This window comes from Burkholderia sp. 10_S31 (assembly GCF_056930375.1).
In genome coordinates, this window is the sequence record NZ_JBXOWK010000001.1 from 2,890,497 (window position 1) to 2,915,211 (window position 24,715).

A 24,715-nucleotide genomic window follows, 5' to 3' on the forward strand; every position below is an offset into this window, starting at 1 on the left:
GCTCACGCGACGCCGCGCGCCACCTGCTGCCGGACCTGTGCATGCGTGCCGAGCGCGGCGGCGATTGCATCGACCGCATCGGCCGCGCGTGCGGCGCCGCACATGAATGCGTCGACAGCCGCGAAGCCGTGTTCGGGCCACGTATGAATCGTGATGTGCGATTCCGCCAGCAGCACGACACCCGTCACGCCATGCTCGCCGCCGAAATGATGGAAATGCGCGCCGATCACGCGCGCGCCGGCCTGCTGCGCGGCGTCGGTGAGCATCGTCTCGAGCCGCGCGGCATCGCGCAGCAGCGCCGCGTCGATGCCGGCGAGATCGGCCAGCACGTGCGAGCCGAGCGTCGCGCGCGGCGCCGCGACGCTGTCGCGTGCCGTCATTTGTGCGACCCGTACGACGAGTAGCCGCTGCGCGCCGACGAACTGCCCCAGCCGCTGCCGCCCGAACCGCTGCCGCCGATCGACGCGCAGCTGAACAGCGTAACGACGATCAGCCCGTAGATGCCGTAGAGGATATAGCGCATCACGCGTTGCCCCCGTCCGATGCGAAGCTCTTCCACAGCCATTCAGGCAGCCACAGCACGAGCAGGCCGACCAGCACGTAGACGGAGCGGCCGCTGAACGAGAACAGCGAACCCATGTTGAGAATCACGAGGATCGCGCTGAACACGAACGGCAGCGGCGCGAAGCTGTGCGGGTGCTTCGCGCCGAACAGGCCCGTCGACTTCCCGGCGGAACCCGTTGCGGGCGCAACCGCTGCCGCTGCAAGCGCAGGCGTGCCGAAGCGCTCGGCCAGCGCGCTGGCCGACAACGGCCGTGCACGCGACCAGACGATTTCCGCCGCGCTGCGCTCGCGCGTGAGCTTGTCCTTCTGCCAACCGTAGTCGACGATCGACGTGCGGTCGCCGACCTGCACGCGCCAGTTGAACGCACCGACCACGTAGACAACCTCCGAGTCGTATGCCTCGCGCAGTCGATAAGTCTTGCCGCCGTCGGTCACGTCGGACTCGACGCCGATCGTCGGCCAGTGATCGAGCACCTGCACGCGCTCCCAGCGCCCTTCGCTCTGCACGAGCCACAGGAACCCGCGCTTCGGGTTCAGCAGCAGGTATTCGTCCCACGTCTCGTCGTCGCCCGGCACGCGGCAGCGCATCATCCCGATCACCGTGTACTTCACGCCGTCGAACGTGCCGATCGCGCCGAGCTCCAGCGCGCCCTTCACCGCATCGAGCTTGCGCTGCGCGGCGAACACGGTCTGCTGCTCGGCCGTGCATTGCACGCCCGCGTGACAAGTGCCGCACACCACGTAGTCGGCCAAGTTCGGCGCATACGACAGCGACGCGCCACAGCTCGGGCACGCAAACGGCACCATCTCCGCACCGCGCTTCTCGCGCGTATCGTTCTCGGTATCGCGCAGGCCGGTGAACGCAAGCGCATCGAACTCCAGCGCTTCGCCCGTATAGACGGCCGGGCTCCCGCCGTTCGCTTCGGCGTCGGAATAGTCGTACGTCGCGAACGCGTTGCCGGTGCGCAGGTCGACGACGCGCGCCTCCCAGCCGGCATCGACGCGAAACGGCAGCTCGCCGTCGCCGCCCGTGCAGCGCGCGGTGCGCACGTCCGACACGAGATACGCGCGGCCGCCATGATCGATCCGCATGCCGGGTTCGAGCGTGCCGAACGCGGGCCAGGTGCCGCCTGACGCATCGTCGGGCTCGCGCACCGTGATCGCATACTGCCCCGACGCATCCGACAGCCAGCCGAACGTGCCGTCGTCGAACACGACATACCATTCGCTCCACGCGCCGGCGTCGTAGGTCATCTGGATGCGCCCGAGCACGGTGAACGTGCGCTTGCCGTAGCGTCCGGCCGTGCCGATCTGGATCGGCGACGCGTCGTCGAGCACCGTGGCCAGCTCGCCGATGCGTTCGACGTCGGCGCCGCGCTTGAGCAGCGTGCTGCGGCAGAACGCGCAGACGGCCATCACGGCCGCCGCCGAGCGAAACTCGACCGGCGCGCCGCACTGGGGGCACGAAGTACTGAACATGCGCGACGCTTACCGGGTGAGCTTCGCGAGGATTTCCGCCTTCGCGCGCGAATATTCGTCTTCGGTCACGAGGCCCTTGTCGAGCAGGGCCTTCAGCTGTTCGAGGCGCTGCACGTAATCGGTCGCTTCCGCCGGTGCGGCAGGTTGCGCAGCGGCGACCGGTGCCGCGACGGGCGCCGGAGGTGCGGGCGGTGCCGGCTGCGCGGCGCCCGCGATCTGGCCGGCCATCGCCTGCCCGATCGCAGCGCCAGCCGCGAGCCCCGCGCCGACACCCGCGATGCCGCCCGGGTTCTGCGCGGCAAGCGGGATCGCCTGAGCGGTCTGGTATTGCGTCGCGCGGGCGAGATCGCCGGCCATCCCCGCGCCGATCCGCAGGTCGAGCGCCTTCTGCAGCTCGGCCGGCAGCGACACGCTTTCGACCGCGAACGCATCGAGCGCGAGGCCGTAGCGCGTGAACACCGGCACCAGCGCCTCGGCGACGCGTTGCGACAGCAGCGTCTGGTTCGCGGCCATGTCGACGAACGGCACGTCGGCCGAGCCGAACGTCGTGCTCATCGCGGTGACGACCAGGTTGCGCAACTGCTGTTCGAGATCGTCGACCGTGTACTGCGCACGCGTGCCGCTCACCTCGCGGTGGAACGCGGCCGCATCGACGATCCGATACGAGTAGATGCCGAACGCGCGCAGCTGCACGAAGCCGAATTCGCGATCGCGGATCGTCACCGGCTGCGCGGTGCCCCAGCGCCGGCCGAGCTGCAGCCGCGTGCTGAAGAAGTAGACGTCCGACTTGAAAGGCGATTGAAAGAACTTATCCCAGTTCTTCAGGTACGTGAGCACCGGCAGCGTGCGCGTTTCCAGCTTGTACAGCCCAGGCTGGAACACGTCGGCGACCTTGCCTTCGTTGACGAAGATCGCGACCTGCGTTTCGCGCACGGTCAGCTGGCCGCCGTACTGGATCTCCTGGTCTTCCATCGGATAGCGCCAGGCCAGCACGCCGTCGGTGTCCTCCGTCCATTGCAGGACGTCGATGAACTGCTTGCGGATAAACGAACCCAGACTCATGTCGATCTCCTCGAGCGCGTGGCGCGTCAGGTCAGGCAGGCGGCATTGATGATGCCGACGACGAGCGACGCGGCGCCCATCAGGCCGCCCATCGCGACGTTGCGATCCTCGATCGCATGGTTCATGCCGGGAATCAGGCGGGTCAGCACCGCATAGGTGACAAGCTGCACGGCCATCGCGCCGACGGCCCACAGCATGACTTCGCCGAGCGTCGAGTTGTGCGCGATGCTGGAGGCGAGCGTCAGGCAGAACCCGATCAGCGCGCCGCCGAACGACAGCGTCGCGGCCGCGTTGCCGTCGCGGATCAGTGCCAGTTCGTCGAACGGGGTGACCTTCAGGTACACTGCCGCGAACACGAAAAGCAGCACGAACGCCGACAGTAAATGAACCGCATAAAGATAGGCACTATTCATTCTTTTCCTCGGATTTTGTGCTCGGTTCGCCGCCCCGTCGCCGGTCGGCCCACGCAGGGCCGCCGCTCGAAAATCCGCGCCAGTATATCCACATTGCCGAACACTGCACAACGGACGCGCCATGCTGCATAAGCGCGCGCTCGTCCTGTCGATCCTCGTGCTCGCGTCGTGCGGGCTCGGCTACGAACTGATCAGCAGCGCACTGTCGAGCTACCTGCTCGGCGATTCGATCCTGCAGTTCTCGTCGGTGATCGGCTGCTACCTGTTCGCGATGGGGATCGGCTCGTGGCTCGCGAAGTTCGTCGAGGACGACGACGTGCTCGACCGCTTCGTCGACATCGAGCTGCTCGTCGGCCTGCTCGGCGGCGTGTCGGCCGCGCTGCTGTTCGCGGTGTTCGCGTGGCTCGCCGCGCCGTTCCGTGCGGCGCTCTACGCGCTCGTGCTCGCACTCGGCCTGCTGATCGGGATGGAAATCCCGCTCGTGATGCGCGCGTTCCAGCAGCGCCGCCAGGCGTTCCGCCATACCGTCAGCGAGGTGCTGACCTTCGACTATCTCGGCTCGCTTGCCGTGTCGCTGATCTTCCCGCTGGTGCTCGCGCCGCGTCTCGGCCTGCTGCGCACGAGCTTCCTGTTCGGGCTCCTGAACGCCTTCGTCGCGCTGTGGACCACGCACCTGTTCCGCGACGAGATCCGCAACGTGCGCGGCAAGCTGATGCGCGCGTCGCTCGTGATCGGGCTGCTCGTCGCCGGCTTCGCGCTGTCGGACCGCATCACGCACTGGGCCGAGCACGGCGTGTACGGCGACGAGACGATCTATTCGGAAACGACGCCATACCAGCGCATCGTGCTCACGCAGTGGCACGACGACATGCGGCTGTACCTGAACGGTAACCTGCAGTTCTCGTCGCGCGACGAGCATCGCTATCACGAGGCGCTGATCCATCCGACGATCGAGGCGCTGCCGTGGGCGAAGCGCGTGCTCGTGCTCGGCGGCGGCGACGGCCTCGCGGTGCGCGAGCTGCTCAAGCACCGCAACCTCGAACAGATCACGCTCATCGATCTCGACCCCGCGATGACGAAGCTGTTCTCGACCTCGGCACCGCTCGTGAAGCTGAACCAGGGCTCTCTGAAGGACCCGCGCGTGCACGTGATCAACGCCGACGCGGTGCGCTGGCTCGAATCGAACGCCGACGTGTACGACGCGATCGTCGTCGACTTCCCCGATCCGACCAACTTCGGGCTCGGCCGGCTGTATTCGGTGCCGGTGTTCCGGCTGCTCGCGCGCCACCTGTCGGAGAACGGCTATGCGGTGATCCAGTCGACGTCGCCGTATTTCGCGCCGCACGCGTACTGGACCATCATCGCGACGCTGCACGAAGCCGGGCTCAACACGTGGCCGTACCACTGCTACGTGCCGTCGTTCGGCGACTGGGGGTTCGTGATCGCCGGCAAGCGCCGCGACTTCACCGTGCCGACGCATTACTCGGTGCCGACGCGCTGGCTCGACGTGCAGACGGCCGCCGAGATGTTCCACTTCCCGGCCGACATGCCGGCGCTGCCGATGTCGCCGAACGAACTCAACGACCAGCCGCTCGTGCGCCGCTTCGACGACGACTGGAAGCACGTGCTGCGCTGATGGATCGCCGCACGTTCCTCGTCACGTCCGCGGCCGCGTCGCTCGCCGCGTGCGGCCGCACCGGCTGGATCGAGACGACGCCGCGCGTCGGCTACCCCGGCATGCGCGAAGGCCATGCGCTGCGCGACCACGCGGCGCTGCCGCCACCGTCCGGCACGATCGAAACCGACGTCGCGATCCTCGGCGCGGGGGCCGCCGGTCTGTCGTGCGCGTGGCAACTCGCGCGCGCGGGCCACAAGCACTTCACCGTGCTCGCGGGCCCCGAATTCGGCGGCAATGCGGCCGGCGGCCGCTTCGGCGGGCTCGGCTATCCGAAGGGCGCGCACTACCTGCCGCTGCCGTCGCTCGAATCCGCGCACCTGCGCGACATGCTCGCCGATCTCGGCGTGATCGAGTCGGCGCCGTTCTCCGTGCAACCCGTGTACGACGAGCGCGTGCTCGTGCATGCGCCCGACGAACGGCTGTTCATCCGCGGCGAGTGGCAGGACGGCATCGTGCCGGCGACCGGCCTCGATACCGACGCGCTCGCGCAGCAAACGCGCTTCTTCGCGTACACGGACGGTCTGCGCACCGCGCGCGGCGCGGACGGCCGCAAGGTGTTCTGCATCCCGATCGCGGAATCGTCGCGCGACCCGCACTGGCGCGCACTCGACCGGCGCTCGTTCAAGCAGTGGCTGCTCGACGAGGGTTACACCGCGACCGCGCTGCACTGGTACCTGAACTACTGCTGCCGCGACGACTACGGCGCGGGCTACGAGCATGTGTCCGCGTGGGCCGGCCTGCACTATTTCTCGTCGCGCGGCGGCCATGCGCGCAATGCGAGCGACGGCGCGGTGCTGACCTGGCCCGACGGGCTGCATGCGATGGTGACGAAGCTGAGCGATTCGATCACCGCGCGCACCGGTTCGAACGCATGGTCGCGGGATGGCTTCGCCGTTCGCGCGACCGAACGCGCGGGCGGTGTGGACGTGCTGTGCGCGCGCATCGCCAGCGACGGTACGCTGTCGACCTTCACGCTGAAGGCGCGGCGCGTCGTCAGCGCGATGCCGCTGTTCGTCGCGGCGCGCGTGTTTGCGCAGCTTTACGCGTACGGTTTCGATCCCGCGCGCGACCTGCCGCCGCGCGCACCGTGGCTCGTATCCAACTTCCTGCTCGACGGGATGCCGGCCGAGCAAGCCGGCGTGCCGCTCGCATGGGACAACGTCGTCTATGACGGCGCGGGGCTCGGCTATGTCGTGTCGACGCACCAGCTGATCCGGATGTCGCCACCGACGCGCTCCGTGTTCTCCGCGTACCAGGCATTGAGCACACGCGCGCCGGACGACACGCGTCGCTGGCTCGCGCAGGCGAAGCCCGATGCGCTGCGCGAGCAGGCGGCAATCGACCTGCAGGCCGTGTACGGACGCGAGCTGTGGAAGCATGCGAGCGCGCTCGAGATCACCGTGCGCGGTCATGCGATGGCAACGCCCGACGTCGGCTTCCTGAGCCGGCCGGGGCTGCTCGCGTTGCGCGAGGCCGACGGCCCCGTCGTGTTCGCGCATGCGGACCTGTCCGGGCTGTCGCTGTTCGAGGAAGCGTCGTACTGGGGCATGCTCGCGGCGCGACGCGTGCTCGCCTGAGCGCCGGTTTGCGGCGCATGCGGCGGCGTGCATTCCGTCATTGCGGCGCCGCCGGCAACCGCTATAATCGCGCGACATTCCGACTGCATTGAGCAGGCCGGCGGTGCCGCGCCATTCGCGGCGCCGTATGCCCTCCTCGACAACAACAATGACACACCGAACCGTTCGACGCCTTCGCCCGTTCGCGCGCGCCGCCGCGCGCCTGCTCGCGTGCGCTCCGCTGCTGGGCACGCCACTGGCGCTGCATGCGGCCGATGCCGCAAGCCCCGACGCGCCGCCCGCCTCCGGCCGCTACATCGTCGTCGACACCGGCCATACGCCGGCCCATCCTGGTGCAACCGGCGCGAGCGGCCGCGTCGAATACCGGTACAACCTCGACCTGTCCACGGCCGTCTCCGAGCGGCTCGTCGCGCATGGCGATCGCGTGCTGCGCACGGCGGCCGACGGCCGCGAAATCACGCTCGACCAGCGTTCGACGCAAGCGCCCGACGCGAACCTGTTCGTGTCGATCCATCACGATTCGATGCAGCAGCAGTTCATCGACGCGGGCCGGCAACGCGAATTCCGCGGTTTCGCCGTGTTCGTGTCGGAGCGCAATCCGCACTACGCGGAAAGCCTGCGTTGCGCGAAGTCGATCGCCGAGCGGCTGGTCGCGGCCGGCGAACGGCCGTCGCTGTATCACGCGCAGCCGATCAAGGGCGAGAACCGCCCGCTGATCGATCCGCAGCTCGGCATCCATCGCTTCGACGATCTCGTCGTGCTGCGCACCGCGCCGATTCCGGCCGTGCTGGTCGAGGCCGGCGTGATCGTCAATCCCGACGAGGAAAAGCGTCTCGCGCAGCGCGAGACGATCCAGCGTCTCGCTACCGCGATCGCGGGCGGGATCGATGCGTGTACGGCGGCCAGGTAAAGGCTGGCGCCGGTCGGTTCAAACGGTTTTCACCCAGTGAGGAGCACTACCATGAAGAAGAAGAATCTGCTCGCATCCTGCGCACTGCTCGCGCTTGCCGTTCCGTTCGCCGCGCAGGCGGCCGGTTGCGGGAAGCCGCGCAGCGCGTTCGATCAGGTGTACTGCAGCAGCAACGAGTTCTCGCAGCTCGACCGCGAACTGAACGACGAGTACGGCCGCGTGCGCAAGCAACTGAGCGGCGACCAGCAGGCGAAACTGAAGACGGGCCAGCTTGCGTGGATGAAGCAGCGCGACGACCGCTGCAGCGAAACGCGCGACGACGGCTATCTCGTGAACCTCCAGTGCGCGATCGACGCGACGCAATCGCGCCTGTCGTTCCTGCGCGAACGCGAGCGCGAATGCTCGAGCACGGGGTGCGTGACGGCGAAGCTCGGCGAGTAAGCGCTGTTCGGGTGCCGTACCGTGAGTCGCCTCGCGGCGCGGCACCTTCCGTGATGCAATACATGGGTCCGGAAAGGCACGGACGAACCGCGCGACGCATCGCGAATAGCCCTCCCGGTGCCGCACCATCACAGAAACCACCGATACTCCCGCGCGCCGATCTCGTTGCGAAAATCCAGCTCCTCCTGCCGCTTGTTCTCGCAATACACCATCACAAACTCACTGCCGAGCCCTTCACGTACCGCCGCGTGATCCTGCATCGCCGCGACGGCCGACAGCATCTCCTTCGGAAAATCGATCCCGCTGCCGCGATCGTCGTTGAGCGGCGCGATCGGCTCGATCCGCGCATCGAGCCCGTGCTCCATCCCGGTCAGGATCGCCGCGAGCACCAGGTACGGGTTCGCGTCCGCGCTCGCGAGCCGATGCTCGATGCGCAGATTGCGCGCATCCGATTCCGGAATCCGGATGCATGCGTCGCGATCCTCGAAGCCCCAGCTTGCGCGGCTCGCCGCGTTCACCATCGATCCGTAGCGGCGAAACGCGTTGTGATTCGGCGCGAACACCGGCATGCAGTGCGGCAGCAGCGCGAGGCAGCCGGCCACCGCATGCCGCAGCGGCCGCTGCCCGTCCGCGGCGAGCAGGTTGCGGCCCGCGTCGTCGTACAGGCTCACGTGCACGTGCATCCCGCTGCCCGGCGCATGCAGGTACGGCTTGCCCATGAAGCTCGCGCGATAGCCGTGCTGCAACGCGACGCCGCGCGTGCTGCGGCAGAACAGTGCCGACCAGTCGGCCGCACGCAGCGCATCGTCGGTATGGCCGAAATTGATCTCGAACTGGCCGGGCCCGAGCTCGGCCGTGATCACCGTCGCGTCCACTCCCTGCTCGCACGCGGCCTCGACCATCTCGTGCAGCACGTCGGAAAACCGTGACAACCGTTCGATGTGCATGTTCGGCTGATCATCGCGGTCGTCGCTCAGGCGGTCGCGCGGATACTGCGGCATCCCGTCCGCGAGCTGCGCGGCGAACAGGTAGAACTCGAGCTCGAACGCGACGACCGGCCGGATGCCGCGCGCCGCGAACCGGCGCAGCACGCGCGCAAGCACCTCGCGCGGCTCGAACTCGATCGGCGCATCGGTGCCGTCGGAGCTGATCAGCATCTGCGCGAGCGGTTGCCACTCCCAGCGCACCGGCTTCAGCGTGCCGGGAATCAGGCGACGCGGCGCGTCGGGGTCGCCGTCGTTGAAACAGTAATCGCCGATCTTGTAGAGGCCGCCCTGCGTGCCGAGCAGCACGCAATTCTGCGGCAGCTTCAGCAGCGAGCCGGACGCGACCTTCTCGAGCGCATCGATCGGATAGCGCTTGCCGTAGAAGTGGCCCGGCAGGTCGAGACAGATCAGGTCGACATAGCGGATCTCGGGATGCGCCTGCCGGAATGCGCGGACCTCATCGACCAGCACGGGAACGACGTCAGCCATGTCTCATCCTTTCCATGTCTTGTATGGCGGTGCCGCGTCGCGGCGAACCGGACTCATCGGCATGCGGCACGTCACATGCCCGATGTCGATCACTACTGCAAACCGGCAACACGGCGCGACGGCCCGTCAGGCCGCCCCGCCGACAACTCAGGTGAACACCCAGATCACGCGCGTCGGCGCATCGCCCAGGTTCGCGTAACGAAACCGCTGGTGCGCGGGCAACTGGAACGCGTCGTTCGGGCCGAGCGTGACGGGCGTGTCATCGCCGTCGATCCAGATCGTCAGCTCGCCTTCGAGCACGAAGCCGCCCTGCTCGTCGCTGTCGTCGACGGAGCGCTCGCCGCTGCTCGCGCCGGGCGCGAGATGGCTCTCGAGGATCGAGAAGCGCGAACGCATGTTCGGCGACACGAGGATGTCCGTGATGCCGGCCGCGTAATACACGGTGCGCCGCTCGTCGGGCCGCGTGACCCACGGCACGCTGCGCGGCTTGCTCAGGCTGTAGAAATACGTGGTCGGCACGCCGAGCGCCTCGCCGATCGCGGTCAGGTCGGCGACCGTCGGGCGCGACAGCCCGCGTTCGACCTGCGACAGAAAGCCGACCGAGCGACCGATCCGTTCCGCGAGATCGTTGAGCGTGACCTTGCGATGCTTGCGCAGATCGCGGATCAGGATCGCCAGACTTTCTATCTCTTCCTGTTCGTTCATGATGGATTCCGGTGTGTCAGACGGTATCGCGCAAACGGTACCAGGCCTTGCCGATCGCCTCCAGCGGCGCGGCCAGGCGGTCGCCGCCGGGAAAGCGCGGATTGCGGATGCGCTGGTACTGCGCGAGCAGGCGGTCGTCGCCGAGCACGGCATCGGCGATCGCACGCGCACCGGCGAGCGTCGGCAGCACGCCGTGTCCCGAGAAGCCCTGCAGCCAGAAGCGCTGGCCGCGGCGGCCGATGTCCGGCGTGCGTCGCATGCTGATGTCGATGTGGCCGCCCCATGCATAGTCGAGCGGCACGCCGCTCAGTTGCGGGAACACCCGTTCGAGGTGCGGGCGCGTCGCCGCCGCGATGTCGGCAGGTATGCCGCCGAGATACGTGCAGCCGCCGCCGAACAGCAGGCGGTTGTCGGGGCTCAGGCGGAAGTAGTCGGGCACGAACTGGTTGTCGATCACGCAGCTGTTGCGCGGCAGCAGCGAACGCGCGACGTCCGGCGCAAGCGGCGCGCTCGCGACCTGGTAGGTGCCGACCGGCAGCAGCCGGCGCGACAGATCCGGATCGAGCCGGTCGACGTACGCGTTGCACGCGAGCACGAGCACGTCCGCGCGCACTTCGCCGTGCGCGGTGCGAGCGATATGGCCACCGGCCGTCTCGCGGCAGTCGAGCACGCGGCTCTGTTCGAAGATGCGGCCGCCGGCCCGCTCGATCGTCTGCGCGAGACCGAGCGCGAGCTTCAGCGGATTCAGATGGCCAGCCTCGGGATCGTAGAGCGCGGCGAGATAGCGCGCGCTGCCGATCCATTCCGGCATCTCGTCCTGCCCGATCACGCGCAGCCGGTCATAGCCCCAGCGCTGCGCCGCTTCGTCGCGGGCCTGCGCGAGCATCGCGACGCGGCGCGGCCGCACCGCGGCCCACAGGCTGCCGGGTCGGTAGTCGATGTCGAAGCCATGACGTGCAGGCAGTTCGCGCACTTCGGCCGCGGCCCAGCGCATGCTGTCCCACAGCACGCGCGCGCCGTCGCGGCCGAGCGAATCCTCGAGCGGCTGCATGTCGCACGACCAGCCGAGCAGCGCCTGTCCGCCGTTGCGGCCAGATGCAGCCCACGCGACGCGGCTCGCTTCGAGCACGACCACGCGCTTGCCCGCGAGCGCGAGGCGCAACGCCGTGTGCAACCCGCTGAAGCCCGCGCCGACGACCAGCACATCGGCATCGATGCGTTCATCCAGTTCCAGGCGCGGCGGGATCGGCGCCGGGTAGGTGCCGGCGTAGTAGCTTGCGACGTGACGGTCGGACTGCACGAACATGCGGGCTCCCGTGAAATTTTCGCCAATCAATTTCATGAAAAATTAGCACGGCAATTTCACGCGAGCAAGTAGAGGATCGCGCGTCGATTCGTCAGGAAAATGAAATATTCGATGTGCGCGCGTCGAACGTCTCATGTTGCGATGCGCCAACTTCCGGCCCATCGCCTCTCAAATCGGATTCCTGATCTTCTGAATGCCGGTGCGTCAATGCGCTACGAAATCGTCGGAAGCGATGTCGGATTGCCACCGACATCGTCGACGACGAGCCTCACTGGTTCGCTCATCTTGCTCTACACTACCGCGCCGAGCGAGACCCGCGTGCATCCGGGCACGGGAAACGACCCGCGCAACACCACGCCCCGCACCGCCGGCTCGCTCGCTCGCTCACAGCATCCAAGGAACATCATGAGCGATTTTCTGCGCGCCCTTTCATGGGACGACCTGCGCATCGTCAAGGCCATCGGCGAAAACGGCACCCTCGTCGCCGCGGCGAACTCACTCGGCTTGAACCACTCGACCCTGTCGCGTCGGCTGGCCGCCGTCGAGCGGACGCTGGATTCGGTGCTGTTCGATCGCCGCAGGGGCGGTTACCTGCCGACGGCTTCGGGCGCCAGTGTGATCGCGCTGGCCGAGCGCATGGAGAAAGAGATCGTCGGCGTCGCGCTCCGCGTGTCGGGGCGCGCGCAGGGTCATGAAGGCGAGTTGCGGATCACCACCAGCGATGCGTTGCTGCTGGACTTCCTGACCCCCGTCATCGCCGATTTCCGGGTGCGCAATCCGGGCGTGCACGTCGATGTGATCGTCGGCAACAGGTCGTTGAATCTCGCGCGCGGCGATTCCGACATCGCATTTCGGGCCACCATCGCGCCGCCCGAGAACCTCGCCGGCCGCAAGATCGCGAACGTCGCATGGGCCATCTACGGGCGCAGGATCGACTACGTCGGCTCGACGCTCGACGTCGACGCACTCTACCGGCGACACTGGATCTCGTACGGAGAAGGCCTGTCGGGGCTCCGCGCGTTCCGGTTCGTCGACGATCATGTCCGGCGGGAAAACATCGTCTACCGGAGCGATTCCGTGGCAGGCGTCGCGGCGGCCATCGCCGCGGGAATCGGGATCGGGTTCCTGCCGTGCATGCACGGCGACGTCTCGGAGAAGCTCGTCCGCATCAGCCCCGTCGAGCCTTCGGTTTCCGACGAGCTATGGGTGCTGACTCATCCGGATATCCGCAGATCCGAACGGGTTCTCGCGTTCATGCGGCATTGCGCCGAAGCGATCGCCGAGCATCGCGACCTCATCGAAGGCCACGGCCCGCGCTTCTGCCATACGCCGGACAGCGATCGATAGCGGACGGCGACGCTCACTCGACACGACGCGTGACCGGTTGCCGTTGCACGGCGATCGTGCCGTCATCCGCAAAAATGCGGAAATGATTCCGCGCCGATGCGTTCCTCCTCGCGAATGGCCGCTGCTAGAGTTTCGGTATGCCGACGACGCGAAGTCATTTCGCCGCCGTCGGCCTTCAGACCAACCATGTGCCATGGTCCGGCCATCTCCGTCATCCTCACCAGGAATGCGTCATGAGCGTCAAAGCGATTGCAAAACCCGCCAGTTCCCTCCTCAGCCCGCACGATCACGCATTGCTTCTGGTCGATCACCAGTCTCAAATGGCGTTCAACACGAAGTCGATCGACATCACCAGCCTGCGCGCCAACGCGGGCATCCTGGCGCGCGCCGCAAAGGGCTTCAAGGTGCCGACGATCATCTCGACGATCTCGCGCGACAGCTTCGCCGGCCCGCTGTTCGACGAGATCACCGAAGTCTTTCCCGATGCGGAAATCACCGACCGCACGACGTCCAACGGCTGGGAAGACGAGCATCTCGTCGCGCGCGTCAACGCCACCGGCAAGACCCGCCTGGTCATCGCCGGCCTGTGGACTTCGGTATGCGTCAACGGCCCCGTGCTGTCGGCGCTCGAGCAGGGTTTCGAAGTCTACGTGGTCACCGATGCCTGCGGCGACTGCACGTCCGAAGCGCACGAACGCGCGATCGAGCGAATGATCCAGGCTGGCGCCCGCCCGATCACGGCGCTGACCTACCTGCTCGAACTGCAGCGCGACTGGGCCCGCACCGAAACCTATGACCTCACGACGGGCATCGCGATGAAGCTCGGCGGCGCGTTCGGTGTCGGCATCCAGTACGCGAAAACGATGTTCGGCGCGCACGAGTCGCACTGATACCGAAGCGATTCCACGAAGCGAAGACGCCCGGATTCATGCCGGTCGCGCCCCATGCGGGCGCGATGCGCCGGCCCTCCGTTGCCCGAGGCGCGGCGCGATCGGTCGCGGTTCGGTCCTTCAAACCGTCCAGCGCCTCGCCCGACGCGGAACACCGCGGCACGCACCGCATGAAACCTATCTCTTGTCGCCAGGCGCCGGCCTCCTGGTTGGCCTCATCTATTCACTGCTCGGCATACGCTCGCCGGCGCCGCCCGCGATCACCCTCGTCGGCCTGCTCGGTATCCTCGTCGGCGAACAGGCCCTGCCGTATGTGAAGCAGCACGTTCATGTTTCTCCAGCCGCCACCGTGTCCTCCACTTCCCCCGCGAACGGCGCGTCAAAAACGCAGGATCACGAATCAATCAGGGAAGGTGGGCACACGCGGCGATGACACCGCGAGCGCAGGCCCATCGATTGCTGGCGCACCGGGTCGTGCCGCCATCTGTGTCTTTTCTCGAACCCGGTCCGGGCGGATAATGAGTGCTTGCATGCCTTGCCGTCGCGGTGCGGGCAACCCGCGCCACGACGGCAAGCGTACGCGGCATTGACGCAAGGAGGCTTCCGCATGACGCAGCCATTCAGACTGGGCGACCACGTCCGCTGGAATTCCGAAGCCGGGTACGTGACCGGCACGATCATCGCGATCCACACACAGGATTTCGACTACAAGGGGCATCGCCACCGCGCATCGCCCGACGATCCGCAATACGAGATCAAGAGCGATCGCACCGACCACATCGCCGCGCATCGCGGCCGCGTGCTCGAACGCATCGACGGCAAGGACGACGCGTGACACTCCCGTTCTACACGATCGGCCATTCGAACCGCACGCTCGACGAATTCGTCGAGATGCTCGATGCGGTCGATGTCGCGCTGCTCGCCGATATCCGGAAGATGACGCGCTCGCGCACGAATCCGCAGTTTAACGAAGCGACGCTCCCCGACGCACTCGCCGCCGTCGATATCGCGTACGAACACATCGCGGCGCTCGGCGGCCTGCGCGGCAAGTCGCGCGGCGTGCCCGACGAGGTCAACGATTTCTGGACGAACAGCAGCTTCCATCGCTACGCCGACTACGCACTGTCGCCCGAGTTTCGAGCGGGCCTCGACCAGCTGATCGCGCAAGGGCACGCGCAACGCTGTGCGATCATGTGCTCGGAAGCCGTGTGGTGGCGCTGTCACCGGCGCATCGTGTCCGACTACCTGATCGCGCGCGGCGAAACGGTGCTGCACATCATGGGCAAGAACCGCGTGGAGCCCGCGCGCCTCACGGCCGGCGCGGTGATCCGGGCGGACGGCACGATCGTCTATCCGGACGTCGAAGGCGATGCGGCAAAGGAAGAACCCGCCGCTCGACCGGACGCGTGACGCGGCATCCGATGCGCGCCCCACGCACGTTGGCGAAATAACGCCATGACGGCATGACGCCATGGCGGCGTGACGTGACGAGACCTGACGCGACAAGCCGCGCCGCCCGCCCCTTCGGCCCCTGGCCCCGCACATCCGACGCCCCGCGCTTGCCCCGATTTGCGCGTCGGCCATCCTGCATTACCATCGAGCGACCACCGCGCGTGCCGGCCCCCGGCATGCGAGCCTACCACCTCAGCACCCCCGCACCGATGCTCGCTCTCATCATCCTCGCCGGCCTCTGGGCCGGCCTGCAGAACGCCCTCGCGGGCGGCGGCTCGTTCGTCACGCTGCCCGCGCTGATCGTATCGGGGATGTCGCCGCTCGCGGCGAACATCACGTCGACGGTCGCGCTGTTCCCCGGCCAGGTCACGACGGGCTGGGCAAGCCGGAACATGGTGCGCGGCGCGGGCAAGCTGCCGTTTCGCGCGCTGTTCGCGATCAGCGTGGTCGGCGGCGCACTCGGCGGGCTGCTGCTGCTGAAAACGCCGTCGTCGATCTTCTCGCACCTCGTGCCGTGGCTCGTGCTGTTCGCGACGGTCGTGTTCGCGTGGGGCAGCTTCTTCCGCAAGCCCGGCGCGGGCACACAGCATCTCGGCCCCGTCACGGCCGCGATCGCGCAGTTCCTGATCGCGATCTACGGCGGCTACTTCGGCGGCGGCATCGGGTTCCTGATGATGGCCGCGCTGACGATGGCCGGCCTGTCGCCGCGTCACGCGATGTCGACCAAAAATGCACTCGCGGGCGTGATGAACGCGTCGGCGGTCGTGCTGTTCCTGAGCTCGCCGCACCTGCACTGGCAGGCGGCCATCGCACTTGGCGGCGGCGCGGTCGTCGGCGGCCTGCTCGGCGCGTGGGCGCTGCACCGCGTGAACGAGCGCGTGCTGCGGATCGCGATCGTCTGCATCGGCACCGCGCTGACCGTCGGGCTGTTCGTCAAGCCGATCTGACGCGCGCCGATCGCGCGCACGGCACGCACGCCGTCGGCCGCGACGCACGCGCAATCGATGGGCAGGCGTCCATGCGGTGAGCGATGGCGGTAATGCGCCCGCCTCGATGTCGCGACCGCCAGGGACGGGCTGGGCGCCCCGCTCGTCAATCCTTGCAGGCGAGCACGTTCAACCGAACGGCCGCACGCCGATCAGCGGCCCGTGCAGGAACAGCGCGAAGACGGCCCACACGACGAGCCCGGCCACGATCGTCACGGCATCGCCCGACAGCCTGCCGGCCGGATAGCGGACGCCGTCGCGGCGGTCGCGCGCGCGCCACACGACGAAATCGACCAGCGACCACACGAAGAATGCGCCGAACAGCACGACCGCATGCAGCGAGCCGTTCGCGAGCAGGTGCGCGATGGCCCACACCATCACGCCGGCCACCATCGGATGGCCGACGAGCGTCTTGATGCGGTTGCGCGGCACGTAGGACGCGGCGATCAGCACGAATGCGATCGCGGTCAGCATGCCGGTGAGGTGCCGCACGCCGGCGGGCGACACCCACAGCAGCGCCCCGCCCTGGCGCGCGATCCCGTAACCCCAGATGATCAGCACGAAGCCGACGATCGACGCGATCGCATAGGGGCCCTTCCAGCGCTTCTCGCCGATCCGCTCGACGGTCGCGGATCGCCAGCCGTCCGCGACGATCCGGATCGAGTGCACACCGAGGAAGATCGCTAAACCGAGAATCAGGACGAGCATCGGCTATCTCCGTCTGGAACGATGAGTGGGGAATCATTCGCGCGGCTTTCGATGCGCCGTTCGCGAGGCCGGCAGCGAGACCGGCTCGGGTTGCGCCGGGCACGGACGCAATCGCGCCGATCATAAACGCCGGGGCCGCCGTTGTGAAGCAGGCGGAATATGCGGTGCGTCAAGCCCGGCGCTTGCGCGCATCCAGCGTGGATCGAAAGAAAGGACGGGAAAAGCGCCGTCGTACGCTCGACGCTACGTGCGCTTGCGCGTCGCCTCCGGTTTCGGCGCCGGCTTCGACTTCGGCCGTGCCTTGCGCTTCGGCGCCCCGGCCAGCAACGCCGCGCGATACGCGCCGCGACACCAGTCGAACAGCGCGCCCGCGTCCTCGAGCACGTCGGCCGGCGTTTCGTAATAGCCCTCGAGCGCAACGGTGCGCGTGGGACGCTCGTACGAGAACGGGCCCATCCCCGCCGCGACGAACGCCGGACGGTTCACGTCGTCGACGCGCAGGAACAGCGACCCGCGCGACATGAAGCCGAACATCACGCCGTCGAGCCGCATCGCGGCGCCGCTGAAGAACCGCACGACTTCCGCCTTGCCGAGCGGCGCGAGCTGGTACGCGATCTCCTCGCCGTGCGCCTTCTCGGATTGCCAGCTCATGCGGGCTCCGTGCAGCGCTGCGTCCACACGTCGAGTTCCGCGTCGTCGAAGCCGACGGCCGCCGCGCTTTCGCGAATCTGCCGCCACGTCGCGCGATCGACCGGGATGCCGTCCGCGCCGCGCGCGGCGCGACTCGCCTCCTCCGGCTCGCCGGGCATCCGCACCGGCGCATCGCCCGCCTGCGGCGACGCCTTCGCCCACGCGACGAACGCATCGGCCTCGCGCTGCCCATCGGCCGCATCGAACGCGTTCGGGTCGATCAGCACCGACAGCATCCCGTTCACGATCGCACTCGTCTTCTGCAGCGTGTCGCCGTACGTCGTATGGCCGCCAACCAGCGCGCCGCCGAAGATCTCGCACATCGCGGCCAGTGCATAGCCCTTGTGCAGCCCGAACGGCAGCAGCGAGCCGAACGGCTGCTCGTGCATGACGGCCGGATCGTCGGTCGGCTGGCCGCGATGATCGATCAGCGACCCGGCCGGCACGCGCTTGCCCTGGTTATGGGCGACACGCGTCTTGCCGTATGCGATCGCGCTCGTCGCGAAGTCGAGCAGCAGCGGCGGCTGGCCCGCGCGCGGATACGCGGCGCAAAACGGATTCGTGCCGAAGCGCGGATCGGTGCCGTGCAGCGGCGCGACCAGCAGGTCGCCCGGCACATTGACGAAGTGAAACGACACGAGCCCCGAACGCGCGCACTGCTCAGCCCAGTGCCCGATGCGGCCGAGGTGATGCACGTCGCGCAGCCCGATCGCGCAGATGCCCATGCGGCGTGCGCGCTCGATGCCTTCGACCATCGCCTCGAACGCGATCACCTGGCCGAAACCGCGCCCGCCATCGACGGTGAGCACCGCGCCGCCGTCGCGGACGATCGACGCGTGCCCGTTCAACTGCAACTGCCCTTCCCGCCACGATGCGACGTAGTTCGGGATCATCCCGATCCCGTGCGAATCGTGACCCGCGAGATTCGCGCCGACCAGGTGATCGGCGACGAGCCGCGCCTCACGCTCGCTGCTGCCGGCCCGCTCCCAGAGTGCCGCGACGAACGCGTGCAGCGGTTCGGCGCGCATGCGCAGCGGTTCGGTATCGGGTGTCGGCAGCGCGGTCATCGGCAAGGCTCCGTCAGGTCGGGTCGAGGTGGGATGGGCAGCAACGGCGCTCAGCGCGCGGACGCGATCACGTCCGCTACCGCCGCGGTGAGCTTCTTCGCGTACGGCACGTGCAGGAACTCGTTCGGGCCGTGCGCATTCGACTTCGGCCCGAGCACGCCGCACACCATGAACTGCGCGGACGGGAAACCGGCCTGCAGCACGTTCATCAGCGGAATCGTGCCGCCGAGGCCCATGTACGCGCAGTCCGCGCCGAAGTGCCGGCGCGACGCGGCGTCGAGCGACGACGCGAGCCACGGCGCGAGATCCGGCGCGCTCCAGCCGGTCGCGGCGCCCGCGTCCGGCTTGAACGTGACCTTCGCGTTGTACGGCGGATCGAGTTCGAGCAGTTCCTTCAGTTGCTGCACGGCCTGCGCGGCGTCGACGAGCGGCGGCAGGCGCAGCGACAGCTTGAACGCGGTGCGCGGACGCAGCACGTTGCCCGCATCGGCGAGCGCCGGCAAGCCGGCCGCACCCGTCACCGACAGCGACGGACGCCACGTCGAATTCAGCAGCGCCTCGCGCGGATCGGTCGTGGTCGGCAGCACCGGCTTGCCGTCCATCCCGCATGCCCACGGCAGCCCCTTCCACACGGTGTCGCCGAGAATCGCGGCGGCGGCATCGGCTTCGCGCACGCGGCTGTCCGGAATCTCGCAATGGAACACGCCCGGCAGCAGGTTGCCGTTCTTCGCATCTTCCAGGCGTTCGAACAACTGGCGCATCACGCGGAAGCTCGACGGCGCGATGCCGCCGTACACGCCCGAATGCAGGCCCTCTTCGAGCACCTCGACCTGCAGGTCGCCGGACACGAGCCCGCGCAGCGACGTGGTGAGCCACATCTGGTCGTAGTTGCCGGCGCCCGAGTCGAGGCACACGACGAGCGACACCTGGCCGAGCCGGTCGCGCAGCGCGTCGACGTACGGCAGCAGGTCGTAGCTGCCCGATTCCTCGCAGGTCTCGATCAGGCCGACACAGCGCGGCCGCTCGATGCCCTGCTCGTCGAGCGCGCCGAGCGCCGCGAGGCTGGCGTAGATCGCGTAGCCGTCGTCCGCGCCGCCACGGCCGTACAGCTTGCCGTTCTCGAACTTCGGCGTCCACGGGCCGAGGTCCGCGCGCCAGCCGTCGAATTCGGGCTGCTTGTCGAGGTGGCCGTACAGCAGGATCGTGTCGGTGCTGCCCGAGCGCGTCGCGGGGGTTTCGAAGAAGATCACCGGCGTACGGCCGGGCAGACGCACGATCTCGAGCTTCAGGCCTTTCACCGGCTGGCGTTCGGCCCACTGCGCGGCATCGGTCACGACCCGTTCGAGATACCCGCGCTTCGCCCAGTCGGGGTCGAATGCGGGACTCTTCGCGGGGATCGCGATGTAGTCGGTCAGTGCGTGGAGGATTTCATCGTTCCACTTGCGCTCGACGAAGGTCACGAGCTTGTCATGGTCGAGGACGGGGGTAGTGTCGACGGAGGTCATGGTGGGGGTGCCTGGATAGGGCTGACGAAAAACCGGATGATACGCCGATGGCCCCGGCCCGGGGCCCTTTCCGCGCCGTTTTCAGGGTCGGTTTCGGGCCCGTTTTCCCTATTGCTCGAACGCGCTGCCGCGCAGCGGATTCATCACCCTATCCGCCCGGCATCCCGCTGCTGATGCCCGGAGAAAACGCGGGGCCGGCCGACGGCCCGCTGCTCGGCTACCTGGAGGCGCTCGAGCAGTACGACCTGCGCTTCCCCAGCTTCACGCACGACACGCACGGCGTCGAAGTCGAGGACGGCGTGTACCGGATCGCGTGCATCAAGGAAACCGCGCACGATACCGACACGCGCCGAGCATGCGCGTCGCGACGCCGCGCCGGCAACACGCGGCCGGCGGCGCGATGCATGAGGACCTGCCGGTTACGCCGGCAGCTGACCAACCCACGCGGCAAGCAGCGCTTCGCCTTCCTCGTCGAGCTTGCCCTTCAGCTCGCCGTACCACGGCGCGATCGCATCGGCCGGCTGCATGGCCTTCAGGATCTCGAGACTGTTCTCGAGGAATGCGGAAAAGAACGGAATGCCGCGCATGTAGAGGAACGTCGAATCGGTGATGCGCACGTGGCCATACACGTCGCGCACCCATGCGAGATGCGGCAGCGACTCGCGCAGGTGGCCGCTTTGCATCAGCGCCGAGATGAAGTTCACGCGCGCGGCGACATCCGACTGCTCGCGCGTGTCGTGATTGACCTCGGCGGCCTTCTGCATCCACGCTTCGCCGCGTTCCACTTCGTCGCACATCACGGAAGTCGTCGCGAGCTGCACCGCGTTGTGCGCGCTCGGCTCGTGCTGGAACAACGCGAGCCAGTACGGAAACGCTTCCGGGTAACGCTTCATCGCCGAGTACGACAGCGCGCACAGACGCGTCGCATCGGCCAGCCGCTCTGCATGCGGCGCGGCGGCCGCGATCGCGGTCTCGTGCCGGCCGGCCTGGAATGCCTTCAGCGCGGGTGCGAGTTCGGGCGCGATGTCGGGGCCATCCTGCCCGGCCGCGTCGGATGCTTCCGGAGCGTCTGGCGCACCGGTCGAAGGTACGGGCGACGCGGCTTCGTCGCGCGGTTTCTTTCCGAACAGCTTTCCCAGCAGGCCCATGGTGATTGTCCTTGTCCTTGTCGTTGTGAGGGATCAATGGCGGCTTCCCGCCGCGGCGCGCGGGATGGGCGGCATGCGTGGATCGGGTCGCCGCACGGCGACCGCCATCTTACGCGCGCTTGAAGTCGACAAGAAATGACCGACGGCCGGGCGCCGCCGATGCAGGGGAAGACGCGACGCTTACGCGTGCGGAGGCCGGACGCCGCGATCCATCCCGCGCCGGTACGCGGCGGGGCTCGTCGCCGCGACACGCCGGAAATGGCGGCGCAGCGACTCCTCGGAACCGAACCCCGAGCGCACGGCAATCTGCGCGAGCGACAGCGCGGGATGCGTTTCGAGCATGTCCTTCGCGACGTTCACGCGCTCGCGGATCAGCCACGCGAGCGGCGACATGCCCGTTGCATCCGCGAACTGGCGCTGCAGCGTGCGCGTGCTCATCGCGGCCTGCGCGGCCAGCGACGCGAGCGTGTGCGGCTCGGCCGCATGCGCGCGCATCCAGTCGATCAGCTTCGCGAGTCGGTCGCTGCCGCCCGGTGCGACCGGGCGCGGCACGAACTGCGCCTGGCCGCCGTCGCGATGCGGCGGCAGCACGAGACGTTGCGCGACGCGGTTCGCGATCGCGCCGCCATGATCGCGGCGCACGAGATGCAACAGCATGTCGAGCCCCGCGGCCGAGCCGGCCGACGTGACGATCTGCCCTTCGTCGACGTACAGCGCGTCGGGATTCACGCGCAGCGCCGGATAGCGCGCCTGCAGGCGCTCGGCATAACGCCAGTGCGTCGTCACGGTCAACCCGTCGAGCACGCCGGCCGCCGCGAGCACGAACACGCCCGAGCAGATCGAACAGAGCCGCGCGCCGCGGCGATGCGCGGCACGCAGCCTCTTCAGCAACGGCTCCGGCGGCAGTTCGTCCGGATCGCGCCAGCCGGGGATCACGATGGTGTCCGCGCGATCGAGCATCGCGAGCCGGTACGGCGCGGCGACCGTGATGCCGCCGGCCGCGCGCACGGGCCCCGGCTCGCTCGCGCAGACCGCGAAGCGATACCAGTCGACGCCGAGTTCCGGGCGTTCGAGCGCGAACAGTTCGACCACGCAGCCGAATTCGAAGGTGCAGAGGCGATCGTAGGCGAGCGCGACGACGAGATGATTATGCATGGCGTGATGTTACCGGAACTTGTCGATCGCGCCACTGCCGGAAAAGCCGGCGAACCGCGATACTGCCCTTCATTCCGGCGCATTCCGCGCCGTCCTTCAGGAGCGCCTTTCATGTCATACGTAACCGACGTCCCCGCCGCCGACAGCGCCGCCGCCCTCGCCCACTTCGAAGCGTCGCTGCGCTTCGAGACCGACTGCTGGGACGTGCATGACGCGTTCGCGTCCGGCGCGCCCGATTTCGTGCTGCTCGACGTCCGGAGTCCGGAACAGTTTGCCGCCGGCCACGTGCCCGGCGCGCGCAACCTGCCGCACCGCAAGATCGTCGCCGGCAAGCTCGCCGACCATCCGGCCGACACGCTGTTCGTCGTGTACTGCGCGGGTCCGCATTGCAACGGCGCCGCGCGCGCGGCGATCCGGCTCGCGCGGCTCGGCCGCCCGGTGAAGCTGATGATCGGCGGCGTTACCGGCTGGCTCGACGAAGGTTTCGTGCTGAGCAACGATGCGCAGCTGGAGGCCGCCGCCGCGCACTGATCGTCATTAAAAACGCAACAATCAATTGCCAGCACACAAACGGAAAAAGCGCGACAATCGGTCTCATTGCAGTTCGGACGGAGCAGCAACATGCAACACGCAGTCCTGATTCAGGTGGCCGGTTCGGTCGCAGCGATCGCGCTCTATTTTCTCCCGGCCGTCATCGCCGACCGGCGCGGCCGGCACGACAAGCTGATGATCGCGATGTTCAACGCCCTGTTCGCATGGACGGGCATCGGCTGGCTGATGACGCTGTACTGGGCATGCCAGCCGAACCCGCAAACCGACGTCGCGCAAACCATCCTCGCGAAGCGCCGCGGCATCAGCATGCGGACCTTCTCCACCGGTCTCGTCGAACGCGTGCAGCGCCGCGTCGCCGCCCAGGAGCAATGGGCCGAGAAGCAAGGTTGCCGTTAAGTCCCGCTTTTCCGCTTACCTCGCCACGCCGAACTTCGGCATCCTGACGTTGGTCGAGGCCCGGTAGTCCCACACCAGCCTGTCGCGCGGCGCGTTACCGCCCGCGTGCAACCATGCCCCGAACGCCCCCGCCGTCACTGCCCGCGCGATCCGCTCGCCCGGGCACGCGTGCGGCCCCGTGCCGAAGCCGAAGTTCGGCCCCGGCGCGCGATCCGGCAGCAGCCGATGCGGCTCGCGATGCACGGCCGGATCCCGATTCGCGGCCGCCAGCACGACCAGGATGACCGCACCGGCATCGACGGTCACGCCTTCGATCGTCGTGCGCGATGCGACGAAGCGGCGCGTGTTCTGTACCGGCGAATCGAATCGGCCAACCTCGGCGACGAAAGCATCGAGCACGGCGGCATCCGGCATCGCGCACTCGCCGCCTGCGCCGGCGGCCGTCGCACCGTCCCATGCGACCAGCACATTGCCGAGCCACGCCGCCGTGGCCTCGCACGTCTGCGACAACAAGCCGACGAGATTCGCGACCAGCGCACCGCTCGCGTGCCAGCCCGCGGCGCCGGCCGCCTGCTGAATCGCCGCAACCCATGAGCCGTCCTGCGCACGTGTATGCGCAACGCGCTCCGTCATCCGCTCGAGCAGTTGCCGCGCGGCTTCGCTTGCGCGGGCCAGCGCCGCGCCGTCGGACAGCGGCGACAGCGCCGCGACGAAGTCGACGACCAGCGCGGCGATGCCGTCGAGCTGCGCAGCGTCGAAACCGAGCAGATCGGCGACCGCGCAAACGGGCACGGTCAGACACCACGCGTTCAACGCATCGGCGTCATGCAACGCGCGCAGCCGGCTGCCGGCGAGCTGTGCGGCACGTTCGCGCAACACGTGGGCGTCGATCGGCGCGAACGCCGCGCGCAGCGCCTGCTTCGGCACGTCGTGCCGCAGTGCGCCATCGTTCATGCGCACCAGTTCGCCGAACAGCGCGCCTGCGGTCGTGCCGCGCAACGCGGGCGGCACCGGCATATCGAGCGGCCTGACACGGCACGCCGGATGGCCAAGCACCGCCGTCACGCTCGCGGCCCGGCTCGCGACCCACAGGCCGAGCGTGGCGTCGAACGCGAGCGGCGGCCCGTCGACGAGCGTCGCGTAGTAGGGATAGGGATCGCGGTGCGTGACCGCGGCAATCGGATCGGTCGGGTTCATGCGTCCAGTATC

The 24,715-nt window shown here is 68.2% G+C and carries 28 protein-coding genes and 1 pseudogene; 13 read left to right on the forward strand and 16 right to left on the reverse strand.

Going from position 1 to position 24,715, the window contains the following annotated elements:
- Positions 1-2 precede the first annotated feature (2 nt).
- Genes speD through AC1Z3W_RS12985 form a run of 5 tightly spaced genes read right to left on the reverse strand, consistent with a single transcriptional unit; the run spans position 3 to position 3,518 of the window.
- Positions 3-380 carry an adenosylmethionine decarboxylase gene (gene speD, locus AC1Z3W_RS12965; RefSeq protein ID WP_057929414.1) on the reverse strand — a complete coding sequence of 126 codons (378 nt, stop codon included), beginning with the start codon at positions 378-380 and terminating at the stop codon, positions 3-5.
- On the reverse strand, positions 377-523 hold the full coding sequence (locus AC1Z3W_RS12970) for a hypothetical protein (RefSeq protein WP_162840577.1): 147 nt from the start codon (positions 521-523) through the stop codon (positions 377-379). Before AC1Z3W_RS12970 ends, speD begins: the two co-directional genes overlap by 4 nt.
- A complete protein-coding gene (locus tag AC1Z3W_RS12975) occupies positions 523-2,043 on the reverse strand; it encodes a DUF4178 domain-containing protein (RefSeq protein WP_483507714.1) in 1,521 nt (506 codons plus the stop codon). Before AC1Z3W_RS12975 ends, AC1Z3W_RS12970 begins: the two co-directional genes overlap by 1 nt.
- Before the next feature lie 9 nt (positions 2,044-2,052).
- The gene (locus tag AC1Z3W_RS12980; protein WP_057929416.1) at positions 2,053-3,105 is read right to left on the reverse strand and encodes an SPFH domain-containing protein; all 1,053 of its coding nucleotides are present in this window, start codon (positions 3,103-3,105) and stop codon (positions 2,053-2,055) included.
- A gap of 26 nt (positions 3,106-3,131) precedes the next feature.
- On the reverse strand, positions 3,132-3,518 hold the full coding sequence (locus AC1Z3W_RS12985; RefSeq protein ID WP_057929417.1) for a DUF350 domain-containing protein: 387 nt from the start codon (positions 3,516-3,518) through the stop codon (positions 3,132-3,134).
- A 121-nt stretch (positions 3,519-3,639) separates the two neighbouring features.
- Between AC1Z3W_RS12985 and AC1Z3W_RS12990 the strand changes: the two genes are divergently transcribed.
- The 4 genes from AC1Z3W_RS12990 to AC1Z3W_RS13005 all read left to right on the forward strand — a co-directional run bounded on the left by AC1Z3W_RS12990 (position 3,640) and on the right by AC1Z3W_RS13005 (position 8,124).
- Positions 3,640-5,154 (forward strand): polyamine aminopropyltransferase, encoded by a 1,515-nt coding sequence (locus AC1Z3W_RS12990; protein ID WP_057929418.1) that lies wholly within the window; start codon positions 3,640-3,642, stop codon positions 5,152-5,154.
- Complete coding sequence (locus tag AC1Z3W_RS12995) at positions 5,154-6,773, forward strand: FAD-dependent oxidoreductase (RefSeq protein WP_057929419.1); 1,620 nt, start codon at positions 5,154-5,156, stop codon at positions 6,771-6,773. Before AC1Z3W_RS12990 ends, AC1Z3W_RS12995 begins: the two co-directional genes overlap by 1 nt.
- Before the next feature lie 148 nt (positions 6,774-6,921).
- Positions 6,922-7,683: an N-acetylmuramoyl-L-alanine amidase family protein gene (locus AC1Z3W_RS13000; RefSeq protein WP_057929420.1), complete on the forward strand. Its 762-nt coding sequence runs from the start codon at positions 6,922-6,924 to the stop codon at positions 7,681-7,683.
- A gap of 51 nt (positions 7,684-7,734) precedes the next feature.
- Entirely contained in the window at positions 7,735-8,124 is a 390-nt protein-coding gene (locus tag AC1Z3W_RS13005; protein ID WP_057929421.1) for a lysozyme inhibitor LprI family protein, read from the forward strand.
- 128 nt (positions 8,125-8,252) lie between these two features.
- Here the strand turns inward: AC1Z3W_RS13005 and AC1Z3W_RS13010 are convergent, their stop codons facing one another.
- The 3 genes from AC1Z3W_RS13010 to AC1Z3W_RS13020 form a co-directional block, all read right to left on the reverse strand.
- Positions 8,253-9,599: a glutamine synthetase family protein gene (locus AC1Z3W_RS13010; RefSeq protein ID WP_124834684.1), complete on the reverse strand. Its 1,347-nt coding sequence runs from the start codon at positions 9,597-9,599 to the stop codon at positions 8,253-8,255.
- Positions 9,600-9,746: 147 nt separating this feature from the next.
- Complete coding sequence (locus AC1Z3W_RS13015) at positions 9,747-10,304, reverse strand: helix-turn-helix domain-containing protein (RefSeq protein WP_124501348.1); 558 nt, start codon at positions 10,302-10,304, stop codon at positions 9,747-9,749.
- A 16-nt stretch (positions 10,305-10,320) separates the two neighbouring features.
- Positions 10,321-11,610: an NAD(P)/FAD-dependent oxidoreductase gene (locus AC1Z3W_RS13020; RefSeq protein WP_057929424.1), complete on the reverse strand. Its 1,290-nt coding sequence runs from the start codon at positions 11,608-11,610 to the stop codon at positions 10,321-10,323.
- 207 nt (positions 11,611-11,817) lie between these two features.
- Here AC1Z3W_RS13020 and AC1Z3W_RS13025 point away from each other — a divergent pair, with 207 nt between their 5' ends.
- Positions 11,818-12,957: a LysR family transcriptional regulator gene (locus AC1Z3W_RS13025; RefSeq protein ID WP_221624181.1), complete on the forward strand. Its 1,140-nt coding sequence runs from the start codon at positions 11,818-11,820 to the stop codon at positions 12,955-12,957.
- A 62-nt stretch (positions 12,958-13,019) separates the two neighbouring features.
- Here AC1Z3W_RS13025 and AC1Z3W_RS13030 read toward each other — a convergent pair whose 3' ends face one another.
- A complete protein-coding gene (locus tag AC1Z3W_RS13030) occupies positions 13,020-13,268 on the reverse strand; it encodes a hypothetical protein (RefSeq protein ID WP_185734554.1) in 249 nt (82 codons plus the stop codon).
- Here AC1Z3W_RS13030 and AC1Z3W_RS13035 point away from each other — a divergent pair.
- The 5 genes from AC1Z3W_RS13035 to AC1Z3W_RS13055 all read left to right on the forward strand — a co-directional run bounded on the left by AC1Z3W_RS13035 (position 13,191) and on the right by AC1Z3W_RS13055 (position 16,246).
- Positions 13,191-13,847 carry a hydrolase gene (locus AC1Z3W_RS13035; protein ID WP_057929425.1) on the forward strand — a complete coding sequence of 219 codons (657 nt, stop codon included), beginning with the start codon at positions 13,191-13,193 and terminating at the stop codon, positions 13,845-13,847. The two genes, AC1Z3W_RS13030 and AC1Z3W_RS13035, sit on opposite strands and share 78 nt — an antisense overlap.
- A gap of 184 nt (positions 13,848-14,031) precedes the next feature.
- A complete protein-coding gene (locus AC1Z3W_RS13040; protein ID WP_260428340.1) occupies positions 14,032-14,280 on the forward strand; it encodes a XapX domain-containing protein in 249 nt (82 codons plus the stop codon).
- A 174-nt stretch (positions 14,281-14,454) separates the two neighbouring features.
- Positions 14,455-14,682: a hypervirulence associated TUDOR domain-containing protein gene (locus tag AC1Z3W_RS13045; protein WP_057929426.1), complete on the forward strand. Its 228-nt coding sequence runs from the start codon at positions 14,455-14,457 to the stop codon at positions 14,680-14,682.
- Complete coding sequence (locus AC1Z3W_RS13050; protein ID WP_124834686.1) at positions 14,679-15,257, forward strand: DUF488 domain-containing protein; 579 nt, start codon at positions 14,679-14,681, stop codon at positions 15,255-15,257. The genes AC1Z3W_RS13045 and AC1Z3W_RS13050 overlap by 4 nt, the downstream gene beginning before the upstream one ends.
- A gap of 251 nt (positions 15,258-15,508) precedes the next feature.
- Entirely contained in the window at positions 15,509-16,246 is a 738-nt protein-coding gene (locus AC1Z3W_RS13055; protein WP_057929428.1) for a sulfite exporter TauE/SafE family protein, read from the forward strand.
- Positions 16,247-16,414: 168 nt separating this feature from the next.
- On the opposite strand, the gene AC1Z3W_RS13060 is transcribed toward AC1Z3W_RS13055, so the two are convergent.
- The 4 genes from AC1Z3W_RS13060 to AC1Z3W_RS13075 form a co-directional block, all read right to left on the reverse strand.
- Entirely contained in the window at positions 16,415-16,993 is a 579-nt protein-coding gene (locus AC1Z3W_RS13060) for an NnrU family protein (RefSeq protein WP_483507715.1), read from the reverse strand.
- A gap of 243 nt (positions 16,994-17,236) precedes the next feature.
- A complete protein-coding gene (locus AC1Z3W_RS13065) occupies positions 17,237-17,644 on the reverse strand; it encodes a TfoX/Sxy family protein (protein WP_124834688.1) in 408 nt (135 codons plus the stop codon).
- Complete coding sequence (locus tag AC1Z3W_RS13070; RefSeq protein WP_483507716.1) at positions 17,641-18,750, reverse strand: malate/lactate/ureidoglycolate dehydrogenase; 1,110 nt, start codon at positions 18,748-18,750, stop codon at positions 17,641-17,643. Before AC1Z3W_RS13070 ends, AC1Z3W_RS13065 begins: the two co-directional genes overlap by 4 nt.
- Before the next feature lie 50 nt (positions 18,751-18,800).
- Positions 18,801-20,255, reverse strand: coding sequence for a M20 family metallopeptidase (locus tag AC1Z3W_RS13075; protein ID WP_483507717.1), 1,455 nt, complete (start codon positions 20,253-20,255; stop codon positions 18,801-18,803).
- A gap of 146 nt (positions 20,256-20,401) precedes the next feature.
- Here AC1Z3W_RS13075 and AC1Z3W_RS13080 point away from each other — a divergent pair.
- Positions 20,402-20,605: pseudogene (locus tag AC1Z3W_RS13080) on the forward strand (Orn/Lys/Arg family decarboxylase); the annotation flags it as partial.
- Positions 20,606-20,674: 69 nt separating this feature from the next.
- Here the strand turns inward: AC1Z3W_RS13080 and AC1Z3W_RS13085 are convergent.
- Positions 20,675-21,403: a hypothetical protein gene (locus AC1Z3W_RS13085; protein WP_483507718.1), complete on the reverse strand. Its 729-nt coding sequence runs from the start codon at positions 21,401-21,403 to the stop codon at positions 20,675-20,677.
- A 180-nt stretch (positions 21,404-21,583) separates the two neighbouring features.
- Entirely contained in the window at positions 21,584-22,558 is a 975-nt protein-coding gene (gene ftrA, locus AC1Z3W_RS13090) for a transcriptional regulator FtrA (protein ID WP_483507719.1), read from the reverse strand.
- A 111-nt stretch (positions 22,559-22,669) separates the two neighbouring features.
- Between ftrA and AC1Z3W_RS13095 the strand changes: the two genes are divergently transcribed.
- Complete coding sequence (locus AC1Z3W_RS13095) at positions 22,670-23,089, forward strand: rhodanese-like domain-containing protein (RefSeq protein WP_124834691.1); 420 nt, start codon at positions 22,670-22,672, stop codon at positions 23,087-23,089.
- A 90-nt stretch (positions 23,090-23,179) separates the two neighbouring features.
- Positions 23,180-23,506 (forward strand): superinfection immunity protein, encoded by a 327-nt coding sequence (locus AC1Z3W_RS13100; protein WP_057929435.1) that lies wholly within the window; start codon positions 23,180-23,182, stop codon positions 23,504-23,506.
- A gap of 15 nt (positions 23,507-23,521) precedes the next feature.
- Here AC1Z3W_RS13100 and AC1Z3W_RS13105 read toward each other — a convergent pair whose 3' ends face one another.
- Positions 23,522-24,703 (reverse strand): cytochrome P450, encoded by a 1,182-nt coding sequence (locus tag AC1Z3W_RS13105; protein WP_483507720.1) that lies wholly within the window; start codon positions 24,701-24,703, stop codon positions 23,522-23,524.
- Between the last annotated feature and the right edge of the window lie 12 nt (positions 24,704-24,715).

Excerpts from the sequence above, each read along its gene's own strand:
- AC1Z3W_RS13070 (WP_483507716.1), bottom strand. The coding sequence starts at position 18,750 with ATGACCGCGCTGCCGACACCCGATACCGAACCGCTGCGCATGCGCGCC.
- AC1Z3W_RS13060 (WP_483507715.1), bottom strand. The coding sequence starts at position 16,993 with ATGCTCGTCCTGATTCTCGGTTTAGCGATCTTCCTCGGTGTGCACTCG.
- AC1Z3W_RS12995 (WP_057929419.1), top strand. The coding sequence starts at position 5,154 with ATGGATCGCCGCACGTTCCTCGTCACGTCCGCGGCCGCGTCGCTCGCC.
- AC1Z3W_RS13055 (WP_057929428.1), top strand. The coding sequence starts at position 15,509 with ATGCTCGCTCTCATCATCCTCGCCGGCCTCTGGGCCGGCCTGCAGAAC.
- AC1Z3W_RS13085 (WP_483507718.1), bottom strand. The coding sequence starts at position 21,403 with ATGGGCCTGCTGGGAAAGCTGTTCGGAAAGAAACCGCGCGACGAAGCC.
- AC1Z3W_RS13095 (WP_124834691.1), top strand. The coding sequence starts at position 22,670 with ATGTCATACGTAACCGACGTCCCCGCCGCCGACAGCGCCGCCGCCCTC.
- AC1Z3W_RS13065 (WP_124834688.1), bottom strand. The coding sequence starts at position 17,644 with ATGAGCTGGCAATCCGAGAAGGCGCACGGCGAGGAGATCGCGTACCAG.
- AC1Z3W_RS12980 (WP_057929416.1), bottom strand. The coding sequence starts at position 3,105 with ATGAGTCTGGGTTCGTTTATCCGCAAGCAGTTCATCGACGTCCTGCAA.
- AC1Z3W_RS12970 (WP_162840577.1), bottom strand. The coding sequence starts at position 523 with ATGCGCTATATCCTCTACGGCATCTACGGGCTGATCGTCGTTACGCTG.
- AC1Z3W_RS13100 (WP_057929435.1), top strand. The coding sequence starts at position 23,180 with ATGCAACACGCAGTCCTGATTCAGGTGGCCGGTTCGGTCGCAGCGATC.
- AC1Z3W_RS13000 (WP_057929420.1), top strand. The coding sequence starts at position 6,922 with ATGACACACCGAACCGTTCGACGCCTTCGCCCGTTCGCGCGCGCCGCC.
- AC1Z3W_RS13005 (WP_057929421.1), top strand. The coding sequence starts at position 7,735 with ATGAAGAAGAAGAATCTGCTCGCATCCTGCGCACTGCTCGCGCTTGCC.
- AC1Z3W_RS13025 (WP_221624181.1), top strand. The coding sequence starts at position 11,818 with ATGCGCTACGAAATCGTCGGAAGCGATGTCGGATTGCCACCGACATCG.
- speD (WP_057929414.1), bottom strand. The coding sequence starts at position 380 with ATGACGGCACGCGACAGCGTCGCGGCGCCGCGCGCGACGCTCGGCTCG.
- AC1Z3W_RS13020 (WP_057929424.1), bottom strand. The coding sequence starts at position 11,610 with ATGTTCGTGCAGTCCGACCGTCACGTCGCAAGCTACTACGCCGGCACC.
- AC1Z3W_RS12985 (WP_057929417.1), bottom strand. The coding sequence starts at position 3,518 with ATGAATAGTGCCTATCTTTATGCGGTTCATTTACTGTCGGCGTTCGTG.
- ftrA (WP_483507719.1), bottom strand. The coding sequence starts at position 22,558 with ATGCATAATCATCTCGTCGTCGCGCTCGCCTACGATCGCCTCTGCACC.
- AC1Z3W_RS13015 (WP_124501348.1), bottom strand. The coding sequence starts at position 10,304 with ATGAACGAACAGGAAGAGATAGAAAGTCTGGCGATCCTGATCCGCGAT.
- AC1Z3W_RS13045 (WP_057929426.1), top strand. The coding sequence starts at position 14,455 with ATGACGCAGCCATTCAGACTGGGCGACCACGTCCGCTGGAATTCCGAA.
- AC1Z3W_RS12975 (WP_483507714.1), bottom strand. The coding sequence starts at position 2,043 with ATGTTCAGTACTTCGTGCCCCCAGTGCGGCGCGCCGGTCGAGTTTCGC.
- AC1Z3W_RS13035 (WP_057929425.1), top strand. The coding sequence starts at position 13,191 with ATGAGCGTCAAAGCGATTGCAAAACCCGCCAGTTCCCTCCTCAGCCCG.
- AC1Z3W_RS12990 (WP_057929418.1), top strand. The coding sequence starts at position 3,640 with ATGCTGCATAAGCGCGCGCTCGTCCTGTCGATCCTCGTGCTCGCGTCG.
- AC1Z3W_RS13105 (WP_483507720.1), bottom strand. The coding sequence starts at position 24,703 with ATGAACCCGACCGATCCGATTGCCGCGGTCACGCACCGCGATCCCTAT.
- AC1Z3W_RS13010 (WP_124834684.1), bottom strand. The coding sequence starts at position 9,599 with ATGGCTGACGTCGTTCCCGTGCTGGTCGATGAGGTCCGCGCATTCCGG.
- AC1Z3W_RS13075 (WP_483507717.1), bottom strand. The coding sequence starts at position 20,255 with ATGACCTCCGTCGACACTACCCCCGTCCTCGACCATGACAAGCTCGTG.